Here is a 12,019-nt window from a genome sequence, read left to right as displayed (position 1 = left end):
GCCACATCAACAGGCCTTACAGAAGACCGCACACGATCACACGTCAATATGGGTCAGAAAACTCTTGCATAACGGACGGCAACCACAGAAGAAATCCGTCCATCCCCACATGTAAGGCCATCCTGTGGGCCTTATTGCGGGCCTTAATTTCTGCTGCATCCTTGTGAGCTTTCACCGCCTTTGCATGTTCGGCTGATACGGCTGCCTCTCTAGCCACAAGAACGGCTTCTCGCGCTTCCATCTCCCTGACCAGGTCTGCTTTTGCGGATTCCAGTTTTCCCCGCTCCTGGGCAACCTTGTATTCTTCCGGCTCCAGCCGATCCTGGTCGCGGCCCACTTTCGCCTTGCCCCGCTCGACCCATTCCAGCCCCATCCTGTCGCGAAGATGCTCGGTCCATAAGTCCTGAAGCGCCCGCCCCTGAAAAACGGGGCTGTCACATCGCTCCATGACGGGCTTACCGGCTTTATCGAAGACTGGTTCGAAAAGTCCGGATTCTGGACTTTTAGCTTTTTTCTGCCGCTCTCCGAACCGTTCTAGGGCCAGTTCCTTGCCGAACTTGGACAGGCTGATCCAGTCCTCAACTACCTTCCCGCGCCGGGTGGTCTTCTCGTATTTCGGTACGAAAAAGACATCGACCCCATGCCGTCCGGCTTCATCCCGGTCCAGTCGCGCCCGGAAAACAGCCCGCCCCCCATGCGTTGCGTTGATGAAGGCCACAGCCTCACCCAGCATCCGTTGTTCGTTCTCAGGGGTGACGGGCAGGTCCGTGGGGAACTGTAAGAAGCCGTGCCGGGCCAGAGCACGTCCCCCCTTGTTGCGCTTCGTCCCTTCAACATGGGCGGCATAGCTCTGTTCGAGATCCAGCCCCTCGCCATACGGACTGTAAACCAGCGGCGGAACATCCCGGATGGCCCGTTTGCTGCCAGCGTAATCGAGGCGCTTTTCGTGTCGTCCCATCGCCGCCAGACCCGACGCATCGAGGGATTTCATCCGCACAGACCCAGACTTGCCCTTCATATTTTTTCACCACAACTCGTACTGACTTGATACAAGTTGGTATCCTTTTTATAAAAAGGATACCCGCTATCCGTTTTTGGGACCCTACCCAAAAACAGCGGACAAGGGGAGACCCCTTTGAACCCCCTTCAAGGACTGACGATGAAGGATGGAGAAGTTGCCCGGCTGCTGTCCCTGATCCTGCGGCATGAGCCGGAACGGATCGGCCTGACGCTGGACGGGCAAGGCTGGGCAAACGTGCCCGAGCTGATCCGGCAGGCGAAGCGGGCAGGAAAGCCGTTTGACCTCGCCACCCTGCAACGGGTGGTCGAGATAAACGACAAGCGGCGTTTCACCCTCTCGCCGGACGGCCTGCGCATCCGGGCCGCACAGGGGCATTCCCTTCCGGTTGATCTCGACCTGCCCGCCGTCCAGCCACCTGACCGGCTTTGGCACGGCACCGCCCGAGACAACCTCGATGCGATCTTCCGAGAAGGGCTGAAACCGGGCCGCCGCCAGATGGTCCACCTCTCCGCCGACAGGGAAACGGCGCAGCGTGTCGGGGAGCGGCACGGAAAGGCCGTTATTTTGGCCGTAGAGGCCGGTCTGATGTTTCTGGATAAGATTCCATTCTATCAGGCCGACAACGGCGTGTGGCTCGTTCCTAGCGTCTCTCCGGCCTATCTGGCGTTCTGACGGGAAATACAGACTATTCCCACACACTCCTTCCCCTTGAGCAAATCCCATCTAGCTCGGTTCTGCTGACCTTACAGCACCAGAGCGAGCGCAGCGCGGGAGCGCCGTAGGCCGCCAAAGGCGTCTGGTGTGGATAACTCCCTGCCAAAAGGGTCTCTGATCCGCCCCCGAGGGCCCACAGGACCCGAGGCCCGCTACCGCTCACGAGGGCGTTCGCGGGCCTCGTCCCGTGGGCTTCGTGGACGGTCCTTAAGATCATAGAAAGAGAAACAAAAAAAGTTGTTTTTTATCAGTATGTTATTTGGGGGGGGTGCCTCACCAGCTATGAGGCACCCCTGCCTCATAGCTGGTGAGGCAGGTTTGAACGAAATTCGCTCATTTAATGATGATATTTATTCCATTTCTGGGAAAATTTAGATAAGAGATTTGAGCAATATTTGCTCACGCCATGAGCAGATATATTTTCTTTCGGGTATTTTTTCTCTCACCTGTGAGGCAGGGGTGCCTCATGGGCGCAAAGGCATAGGGTGATGTGGTGAGGACTCGAGAATTAGGAGTAACAACGGCTCCATCCGGATCATGGGTGCAGGTCGAACGAGCAGCGTTGGAACGCTGGTCACGGTTGGGGATGGAAAACCCTCGCGCTGCATCTGTGATGATGACACTGGTGCATCACATGGGTCGCAATAATGCTGTGGTCGTGTCGCAAAAAACGCTTGCTGAACTATGCGCGTGCTCTCGAGCAACGCTTCAGCGGGCACTCGATACCCTTCGGTCAGGAAACTGGATTGATGTTCGTCAGATCGGCCCGACTGGTACTGCCAACGCCTACATCGTAAACCGCAGGGTTGCGTGGTCCGGTGCCAGAGCTGGACAGCGTTACGCTCTATTCGATGCTGCGGTCGTGGTCTCAGCCACAGAACAGCCAGACGCCGAAACCCTAGACGACCTTCCTCCCCTTGAATCCATCCCGGCCATGTTCAAAGGCGAACGCCAGTTACCGACCGGCCCCGGTATGCCTCCCCCTTCCCAGCCATCTCTTGACGGTCTGGAACCTGACTTGCCCGCCACCAGCCGCGACGATCCTGCACAGTGAGTGCGCACACCCCTGCACACCTATCGCCTGCACAGGCTGCACAGGTAGCTGACGTCTCCCGCTGGACGATCATGCGGGCTATAAAATCATCAGATTTGCAGGCTTTTCGGGACAACAAGAACCAATGGCGGATCAAAGCTGACGATCTGAACGCATGGCTCGCAGCACACCCTGCACAATGTGCGCACACTGTGCAGGAAGATGTCGATGCACACCCTGCGCACACCCATGCACACCCAGATCCGATCGCCCAAGATACGCTCGAACTGGTGCGCGTGAAGGCTGAACTCGAAGCCGAAAAGACACTCCGGGCGACCATCGAGGCTGACCGCGATCACTGGCGTGAATTAGCCCAGAAGCTGGCTGAACCACGACCTCGCAAATGGTGGTTCTGGTAACGCTCAACCCTTTTAGCTTCTCTGCACCATCCAAGTTTGGTAATGTTTTATAATGTTTTTGTTGACAATGTTTTATAAGGTTTTATATTGTTATGGAAGATGGTGGACCATCAGAGCGTTTTCTGACTGTTGGTGAAGCAGCAGCTTACCTTGGTGTAACAGCAACGACACTGCGGAATTGGGACAAAACCGGAAAGCTCACCCCGCATCGCCACCCGATGAACGGTTACAGGCTATATGCGGAAACAGATATCAAGGCTTTAAAAAATGTCATCTACAGTAAAAAAAGTTGAAGAATCACCACAAGACTTATTCTACGACGCTGATGGGATTTCCGTTTACCTTGCGGATGCTAGAAACAAGCTAGCTGATTTCTCAGATAATGTTTTCCAGACTTGTGTTACATCACCACCTTACTGGGGCTTGCGAGATTACGACCATCCAAATCAGATTGGCGCAGAACCTATTCTTGATAATTATATTAAGGACCTTGTCGCAGTATTTCGACAAATCCATCGCGTTCTTAAGGACGATGGAACTTTTTGGTTAAATATTGGCGACGCTTACACAAGTGGGGGTCGGACATGGCGCGCTCCAGACAAAAAAAATCCGGGCCGCGCTATGACATACCGTCCCGACACCCCTGAAGGCTTAAAGCCAAAAGATCTGATCGGATTACCTTGGAGAATTGCTTTTGCACTCCAAGCTGACGGTTGGTACCTTCGCAGCGATATCGTTTGGCACAAACCCAACTGCCAGCCTGAATCGGTCAAAGATCGACTTACCCGGTCTCATGAATACGTATTCTTATTCTCCAAATCAGAGCGATATTTATTCAATCACGATGCTATTAAAGAACCTGCTCTGACCGGAAACGGTCTTAAAAATCGTCGTAGTGTTTGGAACATAAACACAGAAGGGTTTAAGGGAGCGCATTTTGCGGTATTCCCAACGGCTTTAGTAGAGCTGTGTCTTTTGGCTGGCTCCAATCCGGGCCATCAAGTTATCGATCCATTTTTTGGTTCGGGAACCGTGGGAGCTGTTGCAAAAAGCCTTAATCGCAAGTGCGTCGGAATCGAAATGAATCCAGATTATGCTGATATGGCAACAAATCGTATTGATGCCATATCCTTACCAACCCCTAAATTACTATGAAATCGGATCATCCTCAAATACAAGTTCTTTATCTGCCTGCTGCCTTGGGAATATCCAATTTGCATGCACAATACATAAATCTTTTCTAAGGCACTTAACCTGAAGCTTTCTCTCTGTTCCCCCATCAAAATAAAGCTGGAATTCAACGCCATCATGATCAGATACAGTACAATATCCAGGTTTTGGTGTTTGTTTACTATTTGATACGATTCTAAATTCTCCAAATTCAGCACGTTTCAATACTTCTTTTGGTATTTCTACCAATTCATAATTTTCATTTGTTTTATCTTTAAGTCGTCTAAGCGTAAATATTCGATCATACCGTGTCATATGGTTATAGAACCGCTCAAGAAGCCCATGAAGGTGCTCAACTTTATCAGTCCATTCACCCTTTCCTAACTCCATGAATTTAGAAATATGAATTGTTCCTACTTTAATACCTTTATCCGCTTGTGTTTTTAATGAAACCCGCATGTCATTAATAGTTATGTCATGCCCCGGATTTCCTTTTGGAGCACATTTTGCTTTGACTCCACAGCCCTGCAATACGCGTTCAAGCGCATATTCAAAACGATCTTTAGATAAAGCTTCTGCCGAAAAAACATGATGAATCCGCAGTGTATCTCCAAAATCTTGAAGTACATTATTTGTAACTAAATCTGAATTTTCATTTCTCCAAAACTTTTTTGGTTTTTGAAGTTGATCAATAATACGACTAATAGCATCAAGCTGGTATTCTGTTAAATTCGGCAGACGCTTAGATATGTTTTTAATACGACCCTCTTCTGACATCTATATTTCCTAAAGGTTGTTCTATCTGTTCATCAACAGACTCTGGATAACTACCCCAATACCATTGATAGCCACCCAACCCCACCCGGACGCCTTCGGCGGCCTACGGCGCTCCCGCGCTGCGCTCGCTCCGGGTCTGCTCTACCTTTTGCTTGGAACGTCTGCTTGCAGGTAAAAACAGCGCCAATCCGTTTCGGGGTCTGTAAAATGCAGTGTAACCCTTGTAACCAGTGTAACTGGTTTTCAGATTGGCTGTTTTCCGGCACTTTTCTAGCCTGTTTCCAGTTACACAAAGGAATGGGCAATGTGTAACCCGTGTAACCAAGGACGGATGAGCCATCAGTTACCTCCGTCCACAATGTCGCCATTCACGACATAGAAACGCGCTGCCTTTTCTTTTTCTGGGTCTTTGATGACGGAGGTCGGACTCCCTCCCCCGCCCGAATTGAGATACCCGGCAGCGATAAGGCTTTGCGCGGCCCGCCTAGCATCCAGTCCCTTACACACGACCTCACGCCACGCGGCGGGGAAGATCAGGTATTCCCATTTCTCCGCACCGCCTTCTGTCGTCACCTTACGGCGGTATCCGGCGCGGTTGATCGTGCGGGAGCGGCTATCATCGCCGTCGCCATCGGGACCACCCAGCAGGGTGAAACGGCTCTCTCCGTGTTGCTCAATGAAAAGGCGGACCTGTTCGATTGCGGTCCTGTCCTCCGCTGCCTGGGTGCCGCCACGATCATCCAGCCATGAGCGGAAGCACACCAGAGCCGCCCGCGTAGCCTCCCCGCGCTGCCACGGAAGGACGCCATACGCGGTTGCCATTTCACCCGCAGCAGCCACCAGTCCAAACCGTCGCACCACGGAGCGCACCTGCCCATCGACAGGGCCAGAATCAGGCAATGCCTGTTCCTCAAACCGTGCCACGATCTGCTTGATGGTATCGGTAAGGGCAGCCTCATCCTCATTGCGATCCATCACAAGGGCCTGCAACCAGGCACGGCTTGCGGTGCCGTAGCTTGTCCGGGCCGCACGGCGGATATGATCGGCAAGGTCGCCCGGTGAGGCCATGTCATGCAGGTTTTCAAACAGACCCATCCCGGCCCCGGCATCGGCCTGCACGTTCACAAGCCGGACCTCCTGCCCCGCCATCGGGCGCTGTCCGGCCTCCCCCATCTTGGTCGCCAGCGTGATTTCGCCGGTGGACAAGAACAGCACGCGCCAACTCTTGCGGGCACGGGCTTCGCCATTGCGCCCGGCACGCTGCTTGCCGCTGTTGTTCGCCAGCATATAGGTGATTTCACCGACTTCGCGGCTGTTGGCCTGCCCCATCTCATCGAGAACAAGCAGGGTGTCGGAGGTCTCGGACGCGATGCCCTCCGTCCCGTTGGACGTGCCACGCCATGAACGCACCTGCCCGTCACGGTCGCCCTTACCCCATACCGAACCCGCCGCGAACAGGGATGTGGATTTGCCGGACTGGCTCTTGCCCACAATGTGGAACCCACCGGACTGTTCGCCCATCAGGTCCAGCAGCGGGCCGCAAAAGGCAACAGAGAGGGAAAAGGCAAGGCGGCTGTTCCCTACTGCATACGCGGCAATATCACGCTTCCAGTCCACCAGCGTCCCGCCTGTGCCGTATTCCGCGCCCCGTGCCATGCGGGTCGTCTGAAACACCACATCACGCCGCCCCGCGCCAACCGTCACCCCATTGGGCAGGACAAAGGTGGCGTTGCCATTGTCATGATACCATCCCGACTTATCGACACAGCGCAGGCGGCGCACGGTATGGACAGAGGCAAAGAACTGGCGAAGCAGGCGTACGCCAGAAACGGTGCAACCGAAACCCGCGTCCTCAAGCTCACTGGCAATGTCCTTGCCGTCACCATGCACCATACGCTTTGGCAATGCCCACTGGTGAGGCTTTCCGTCCGGGTCCAGCCAGCTAATCAGGACACCCCACCCCATGTTGTCCACGTCGCGCGTCTCGGCAATCACGTTGAAGGGGATGCAGACCTTTACCTTCTTCGGAGGCAGGTCGCCTTCCTGTTCATGGGTGAAATACAGTCCACCGCGCTCCATGCTGTAACCATGCGGCATTTTGACGTTTGCGACGGCTGGCGTGGCCTGATCCAGATAAGGGCGCAGGAAATCCACATCGGACGTTTCCCCTCCGCCTGTCAGGTCATCCGGCACGTCATCGGCCAAGTCCCAGCCGGTAGGCAGGTTGTCGGGCACACCCACCGTGCGCACCATCGCAGCCCCGACATCCTCAAGGGCGGCAATGACCGCATCGGCATACCCGCTGCCAGCGTCGTCATTATCCGGCCAGATTGTCACGCTACGTCCCGCCAGAGGCGACCAGTCATTGTTTGCCGCTGCCTTGCTCCCGCCCTGGGAGGTCATGACCACATAATCAGGGAACAGACGGGCTGCCGCGTCCGCCGTCTTTTCGCCTTCCACCAGCAGCACGGGCACGTCAGGGAAGGCCGCCAAACGATCCAGTCCGTAAAGCGGCAACGGCTTGCGTCCCTGCTTCCAGTGCCAGCCGGTGCCGTCACGGCGGTTACCCTTACTGTCCGTCCACACACGGCGGCCATAAGACAGGGGCAGAATATCCTTGCCGCCGTCCTCGCGTTCCTTGCGGAACCGGGCACAGAGGGGGCGGCCCTCCGCATCCCGGTAAACCCATAGGAATGATGCACCACGCGGCAATTCAGGTTCACAGGGGGCGGGTGTGATCGGCTCCCACTGTTCGCCAGACGGGCCGCCGATGGTCTGGGCTTTCGCCTTTTCCTCATCTGTCAGGGGCGCAAGCGGAGCAGCACCAGACAGGCACGACATTGCGGGAAGGCTGCTGGCTGCGGAGGTAATGCCGGTCATGACCGCACCCCCATGCCAAGCATAAGGGATAACTGCCGCGCCGCCTCAAGCTGGGACAGCCCAAACAGATAGGCCGCAAGGGATACGGGATCACCGCCCCGGTCGCCCGTAGCGAAATCAGACCATCGGCCCGTGTTCATGTTCACTTTGAACGAGCCGGGGTTACGATCACCCCGGCGCGGGTTCCGCGACACCCATTCGTGCCCCTCACGCCTGCCATCTGGCAGCCAGCGCAGGAGGAGGGCCGTCAGCACGCCAAGGGCTGCGCTGTTGATTGCCTGGAAGTCTATTTTACCCCCCGGATTCGTGTGTACTGAGTCCGGGTGTGCATGTGTCTGTGCCATGTCAGGCTTGCCACCTTATTCAGGTGCCGCCCGTCATTTTACTTGGGAAATCCTGCCACGGTGATGTATAATGCCTGCGATCACTGGATATCATACATCACCGGCGCGGCTCCCTCAGTTAATGACGGGGGCCGTTGCTTTTTGGGATGAATGTTGCGCTGGGAAGCGACGCGAGCCATGCCAGTCCTGCCCGGAAATCAATCACCGTCCGGCTTCCCAGCTTCTTTGCGATCAGCTTGCCGTCATTCAGCTTACGATATGTTTGCGTGCGGGACATGCCCGTCCGTGCCACCCACTCAACCACCGATACATAATGCGGAGGTGCCTTCTCATTGCCGCCAGCAGTCACGCGCACCCCCTCAAACCATAGCGTGGGAGGGCGCGCAGCCAGTGCGGCCAACAGGCAGACGGGTGGCAATGACGGGCAGGTCAGACCGGCGCACGAAGCGGAAACGGCCCCGCTTGATTGTGGGGATCATCCCGCTTGCCGCGTAGGAGTAAGCCGTCGTCATCGCATGGAAGCTATCGCCAGCGCCCCGAGTCGCACGCTGGCTGTTCAGTTCCGCAATCGCATCGGCAAAAGGGATCAGGTCGTCGTTTTTTTCGGTCATAAAGCACCGCAAACCAAGGGTTACAGGGTGCTATCAAGGCGTCGGGAATCGATGGGGCTTACGCGCTTCGCGAAAGCAACCCTTGTCAACCAAACTAAAACCCGGTTAGAAAAACCGACAGGAACCGACTGCAATGGAACCTGTGTTGTTCTAATGGGATTGGCGGTTTTCCGCCGCCCTGACAGCAATGACACTACCAATGAGAAGCTGCTTTGGAGTTAGCACCTCCAGGCGGCTTTTCTTTTGGCGATTCACTCCCGGAGAAGCGAGTCACGCGCCACATGTTTCCTATACACCCCAAACGAAGCGGTTCCAATACGAAATGCCGTAGGAAGTCTCCTATGTCTCCACACGGCACAATGACCGTCGTGGGGCTGGTCCCACACCATGTGCGTCATAGACACGCCTCCACGGGCTTCTGTGGGCCTCTAAGGGGCATCCTGATGTGTCACCTAAGGTGACAGTTGCGGACAGGAGGGGACAACCACGGACAAACATGGAACAGGATTGACCTTGGGGAACCGGCTTCGGGGCGCTGGCACCCCACGGTTAAGCCCTACATCGTCTCTCATGAAATGCAGTCCTCAATGGCGTGTGCATATCGACCGATCCCATCGGCCAGCCATGCCAGTTCAGTGCCGGTCTGTTTGTCCCCCTCCGCCATGCGGGCCAGTATCCCCGCCATGACGCTGATTTCCGTAGTGGCAGCCTGTATGGCCGCCAGCCGGTCTGGCGTTGCCAGACTGGGCGGCGCTGTATGCGCGCGCCATGCCCGGTGGCAGGACGCGGAACTACTGCCCATCGCCTCGCGCGCATCGCGCGTAGGACGTGTTCGGCTCGTTCGCCATGCTCCCTCGCGTGCGCGCGCGTACTGCAGCCTGAATATCTGGTTTTGTCAGGTTTTCCATGCTCCCTCGCGCGCATCGCGCGTAGGGTCTGTCTTATTTGTAGCGGCCACACCTGTGTAACTCGCGTACGGTTTGGGCCGCAGAGATAAACCAAAGGGTCCGCACAGTAAGCGGTCCCTACCCCTGTTCAATCTGAACATACCTCCGTCATGCTGCCATACGCCGCCTAATGTTCAGCACGGTCGAAGGGGAAACACCCGCACGGGCGGCAATCTCACGTAAGGACATGCTTCTGCCCTCCTGGGTGGCAAGTATCCGCTTCACCTCCGCCCGGCGCTGTCCTGCCGTGTTCAATTTGAACGAAGGGGGTGTGTCCAGATTTGGACCGGCCCAAACATGGGGATTTCCCACCTTATCGCTCTCATTGCCAGGAATATCGGCAGCGGGTGATAAACCGGGAGACTCCCGTGTTTCCGATGCTCCAAAGCCCGCCGCCTGTAGCCGCTCAAGGTCATCAAGAACGGCCTGGGGGCTATCGCGGCTCCCCTGTCCGTCCAACTGAAAGCGCAGGCGCACAATCACGTCGGACAGGTCACGGGCCGGGATGAGCTTCTCCACCATGTCGCACAGGTGCCACCGCCGTTTGTCAGCACCGTTGCTCAGGTAATCATATTGGTTGTTCCCGTCCGCCACGTTGCGGTCATCACACAGCCTGTCCCACGCCTCATATTCAGCCAAAGCCGCCGGGATGGTGTCGGGCCACGGGATAGCTTGACCCATCGCTGCCACTACACGCTCGGAAGGGCTGAAGTTCTCGCCGTCAAACGATGTGGCGCAGCCGTCTTCTCCAGGATCACGGAACGGCTCAATAGCCGCATCCAACGTCTTTTCTTCCGCCGTGGGTGCGAACACGGCTTCCTCTGACCCATAGCGGGCGATCACCTCCGCAATGCGGTCTGCATTGTCGCGCATCCAGCGCCGCCGCCTGGCATCATGCTCCCGCTGGTAGGCCCGCATATGGGCCGGGTTGCCCATGTCATAGAACCTGAGACCCCCCGGTCCCGGCTGGGGCAGGTCATCACCGAACCCGGCATCCGCCAGCAGGCTTGGAATGTCATCCAGCACGTATCCATATGGTTCAACTATCGCAGCGGCGCGTTGCCGGGCGGCATCTGCCTCGCCTTGCTTCCCGCCCTCTGCCAATGCCCAGACCTTCGCCAGACGCTCAAGATTGATACCGGATTGCGCCATTGCCTGTCCTCACCCTGTTCAAATTGAACATTACAGGATGGGCGGAGGGTGTACAAGTTGAACAGGACGCCGGGGGACATGTTAAAGGCGTTGGGTTTTGATAACACATCGACCGGACGTGTTAAGGGGTGGGGGGCCTCTGTACCCGCCCTGTAAAAACAGGAGGGCCACCGCTCAAGCATGCTGTTATCAGCATCCCAATCCGCTGTCAGTTACACGGATTACACCTCCATTCCCACCAGATGTAACCAAATCACTCGCATGAGAGTGGCTGTTTTCTGTCATTTTCCAGATTGGTTACACCGGTTACACTGGTTACACCAAAAAACACAGACCCCGAACGGGAATCGTTGGTGTAATCCAGCCATCATGGCCTGTTCCTGTGTAACCCGCAGCAATAGGCAGCCCATTCATCCATCAGGGCGCGGCGCTTCTCAAACAGGTCGCCCCGCCGGTAAGCCGCTTCCACCTTGTTTCCGACCGCATGGGCAAGGGCCATCTCCACAACCTCATTCGGGTAGTCTGTCGCTTCCGCAGCCCAGTCCCGGAACGTGGACCGCAGGCCATGCACGGTCACGTCCTTGGTCCCGGCTGCAAGATGCAAAGCCTTGGACAGCGCCACGTCAGTCAGGGGGCGTGATGGCCTGTATCCGGGAAAGACAAAGCCAGCGCCATTTGTCGGCTGGCACAGGTCGTCCAGAATATCCGTGGCAGGCATGGACAGGGGAACACGGTGCAACCGCCCTGCCTTCATCCTCTCCGCCGGTATCGTCCACACACGGGTGGTCATATTTTTGGTACGCCCTGAAACACTCTGGGACGTAGGTTAGGCGGACTTTCGATCCGCCATTCATTTTCAGAAAATCGCAGAATATAGCCGTTTTTCAGGGGTCGCCTTTTGGCTTACCCCCCTTAATACCCCTCTTAAAACTGCCGCTTGGATGGCTTTGG

12 protein-coding genes and 1 pseudogene are annotated in these 12,019 nt (G+C 56.1%); 5 read left to right on the top strand and 8 right to left on the bottom strand.

Going from position 1 to position 12,019, the window contains the following annotated elements; translation table 11 throughout:
* Positions 1–43 precede the first annotated feature (43 nt).
* Positions 44–991 (bottom strand): hypothetical protein, encoded by a 948-nt coding sequence (locus CFR72_RS15110; RefSeq protein ID WP_146220754.1) that lies wholly within the window; start codon positions 989–991, stop codon positions 44–46.
* Positions 992–1,159: 168 nt separating this feature from the next.
* On the opposite strand from CFR72_RS15110, the gene CFR72_RS15105 reads away from it, so the two are divergent.
* The 5 genes from CFR72_RS15105 (at position 1,160) to CFR72_RS15085 (ending at position 4,342) form a co-directional block, all read left to right on the top strand.
* Positions 1,160–1,693, top strand: a complete 534-nt coding sequence (locus CFR72_RS15105; RefSeq protein ID WP_110914664.1) for an RNA 2'-phosphotransferase — start codon at positions 1,160–1,162, stop codon at positions 1,691–1,693.
* Positions 1,694–2,321: 628 nt separating this feature from the next.
* Positions 2,322–2,789, top strand: coding sequence for a helix-turn-helix domain-containing protein (locus CFR72_RS15100; RefSeq protein ID WP_018308605.1), 468 nt, complete (start codon positions 2,322–2,324; stop codon positions 2,787–2,789).
* Complete coding sequence (locus tag CFR72_RS15095; protein ID WP_110914663.1) at positions 2,786–3,187, top strand: helix-turn-helix domain-containing protein; 402 nt, start codon at positions 2,786–2,788, stop codon at positions 3,185–3,187. The genes CFR72_RS15100 and CFR72_RS15095 overlap by 4 nt, the downstream gene beginning before the upstream one ends.
* A 92-nt stretch (positions 3,188–3,279) precedes the next feature.
* A complete protein-coding gene (locus CFR72_RS15090; RefSeq protein ID WP_110914662.1) occupies positions 3,280–3,480 on the top strand; it encodes a MerR family DNA-binding transcriptional regulator in 201 nt (66 codons plus the stop codon).
* A complete protein-coding gene (locus CFR72_RS15085; RefSeq protein ID WP_110914661.1) occupies positions 3,455–4,342 on the top strand; it encodes a DNA-methyltransferase in 888 nt (295 codons plus the stop codon). The genes CFR72_RS15090 and CFR72_RS15085 overlap by 26 nt, the downstream gene beginning before the upstream one ends.
* Here the strand turns inward: CFR72_RS15085 and CFR72_RS15080 are convergent.
* The 7 genes and pseudogenes from CFR72_RS15080 to CFR72_RS15050 form a co-directional block, all read right to left on the bottom strand.
* Entirely contained in the window at positions 4,337–5,134 is a 798-nt protein-coding gene (locus tag CFR72_RS15080; RefSeq protein WP_110914660.1) for a restriction endonuclease, read from the bottom strand. The two genes, CFR72_RS15085 and CFR72_RS15080, sit on opposite strands and share 6 nt — an antisense overlap.
* 339 nt (positions 5,135–5,473) lie before the next feature.
* Positions 5,474–8,014, bottom strand: a complete 2,541-nt coding sequence (locus CFR72_RS15075) for a DUF927 domain-containing protein (RefSeq protein ID WP_110914659.1) — start codon at positions 8,012–8,014, stop codon at positions 5,474–5,476.
* Positions 8,011–8,358, bottom strand: coding sequence for a hypothetical protein (locus CFR72_RS15070; protein ID WP_110914658.1), 348 nt, complete (start codon positions 8,356–8,358; stop codon positions 8,011–8,013). Before CFR72_RS15070 ends, CFR72_RS15075 begins: the two co-directional genes overlap by 4 nt.
* Before the next feature lie 359 nt (positions 8,359–8,717).
* Positions 8,718–8,969 carry a hypothetical protein gene (locus CFR72_RS15065; protein ID WP_110914657.1) on the bottom strand — a complete coding sequence of 84 codons (252 nt, stop codon included), beginning with the start codon at positions 8,967–8,969 and terminating at the stop codon, positions 8,718–8,720.
* Positions 8,970–9,537: 568 nt separating this feature from the next.
* On the bottom strand, positions 9,538–9,771 hold the full coding sequence (locus tag CFR72_RS15060; RefSeq protein WP_244182326.1) for a hypothetical protein: 234 nt from the start codon (positions 9,769–9,771) through the stop codon (positions 9,538–9,540).
* A gap of 253 nt (positions 9,772–10,024) precedes the next feature.
* Positions 10,025–11,068, bottom strand: a complete 1,044-nt coding sequence (locus tag CFR72_RS15055; RefSeq protein ID WP_110914656.1) for a helix-turn-helix domain-containing protein — start codon at positions 11,066–11,068, stop codon at positions 10,025–10,027.
* A 367-nt stretch (positions 11,069–11,435) separates the two neighbouring features.
* Positions 11,436–11,861, bottom strand: a pseudogene (locus tag CFR72_RS15050) (tyrosine-type recombinase/integrase); the annotation flags it as partial.
* Positions 11,862–12,019 lie beyond the last annotated feature (158 nt).

Source organism: Gluconacetobacter entanii (assembly GCF_003206495.1).
GTDB lineage: Bacteria > Pseudomonadota > Alphaproteobacteria > Acetobacterales > Acetobacteraceae > Novacetimonas > Novacetimonas entanii.
The sequence above is the reverse complement of the archived record's forward strand: the minus strand, read 5'-3'. Positions and strand labels throughout refer to the sequence as shown.

Bases quoted from the DNA above. Each gene is read 5' to 3' on its own strand.
- CFR72_RS15110 (WP_146220754.1), bottom strand. From the start codon at position 991: ATGAAATCCCTCGATGCGTCGGGTCTGGCGGCGATGGGACGACACGAA.
- CFR72_RS15105 (WP_110914664.1), top strand. From the start codon at position 1,160: ATGAAGGATGGAGAAGTTGCCCGGCTGCTGTCCCTGATCCTGCGGCAT.
- CFR72_RS15100 (WP_018308605.1), top strand. From the start codon at position 2,322: ATGGAAAACCCTCGCGCTGCATCTGTGATGATGACACTGGTGCATCAC.
- CFR72_RS15090 (WP_110914662.1), top strand. From the start codon at position 3,280: ATGGAAGATGGTGGACCATCAGAGCGTTTTCTGACTGTTGGTGAAGCA.
- CFR72_RS15085 (WP_110914661.1), top strand. From the start codon at position 3,455: ATGTCATCTACAGTAAAAAAAGTTGAAGAATCACCACAAGACTTATTC.
- CFR72_RS15080 (WP_110914660.1), bottom strand. From the start codon at position 5,134: ATGTCAGAAGAGGGTCGTATTAAAAACATATCTAAGCGTCTGCCGAAT.
- CFR72_RS15075 (WP_110914659.1), bottom strand. From the start codon at position 8,014: ATGACCGGCATTACCTCCGCAGCCAGCAGCCTTCCCGCAATGTCGTGC.
- CFR72_RS15070 (WP_110914658.1), bottom strand. From the start codon at position 8,358: ATGGCACAGACACATGCACACCCGGACTCAGTACACACGAATCCGGGG.
- CFR72_RS15065 (WP_110914657.1), bottom strand. From the start codon at position 8,969: ATGACCGAAAAAAACGACGACCTGATCCCTTTTGCCGATGCGATTGCG.
- CFR72_RS15060 (WP_244182326.1), bottom strand. From the start codon at position 9,771: ATGGGCAGTAGTTCCGCGTCCTGCCACCGGGCATGGCGCGCGCATACA.
- CFR72_RS15055 (WP_110914656.1), bottom strand. From the start codon at position 11,068: ATGGCGCAATCCGGTATCAATCTTGAGCGTCTGGCGAAGGTCTGGGCA.